The following is a 235-nucleotide window of genomic DNA, read 5'->3' on the forward strand; positions in this document are numbered from 1 at the left end:
TCGAACGAGGGAACCCCGCCGCGGACGTCGATCTCCATCGTGAGCATGCCGAGCCGGAACTTGTCGTAGAGACTCATGTGGGGGTACGCGGCGATCTCCCAGATGGTGTTCAGGGGGTGGACGACGCCGTCGACGTAGTAGCCGTCGTTCCCGTAGATCCACTCGACGCGGTCGCCGACGCCGAGGTCGTCGGCGAGTTCGACGATGGTCTCCTCGCTCTTGGAGAGGTGGTGGT

General features: G+C 64.3%; 1 pseudogene. It reads right to left on the bottom strand.

Features of this window, described 5'->3' with window-relative positions:
* Positions 1 to 235: pseudogene (locus tag SM755_RS24205) on the bottom strand (protoporphyrinogen oxidase); the annotation flags it as partial.

This window comes from Natrialba sp. PRR66, from assembly GCF_034808065.1.
Lineage (GTDB): Archaea > Halobacteriota > Halobacteria > Halobacteriales > Natrialbaceae > Natrialba > Natrialba aegyptia.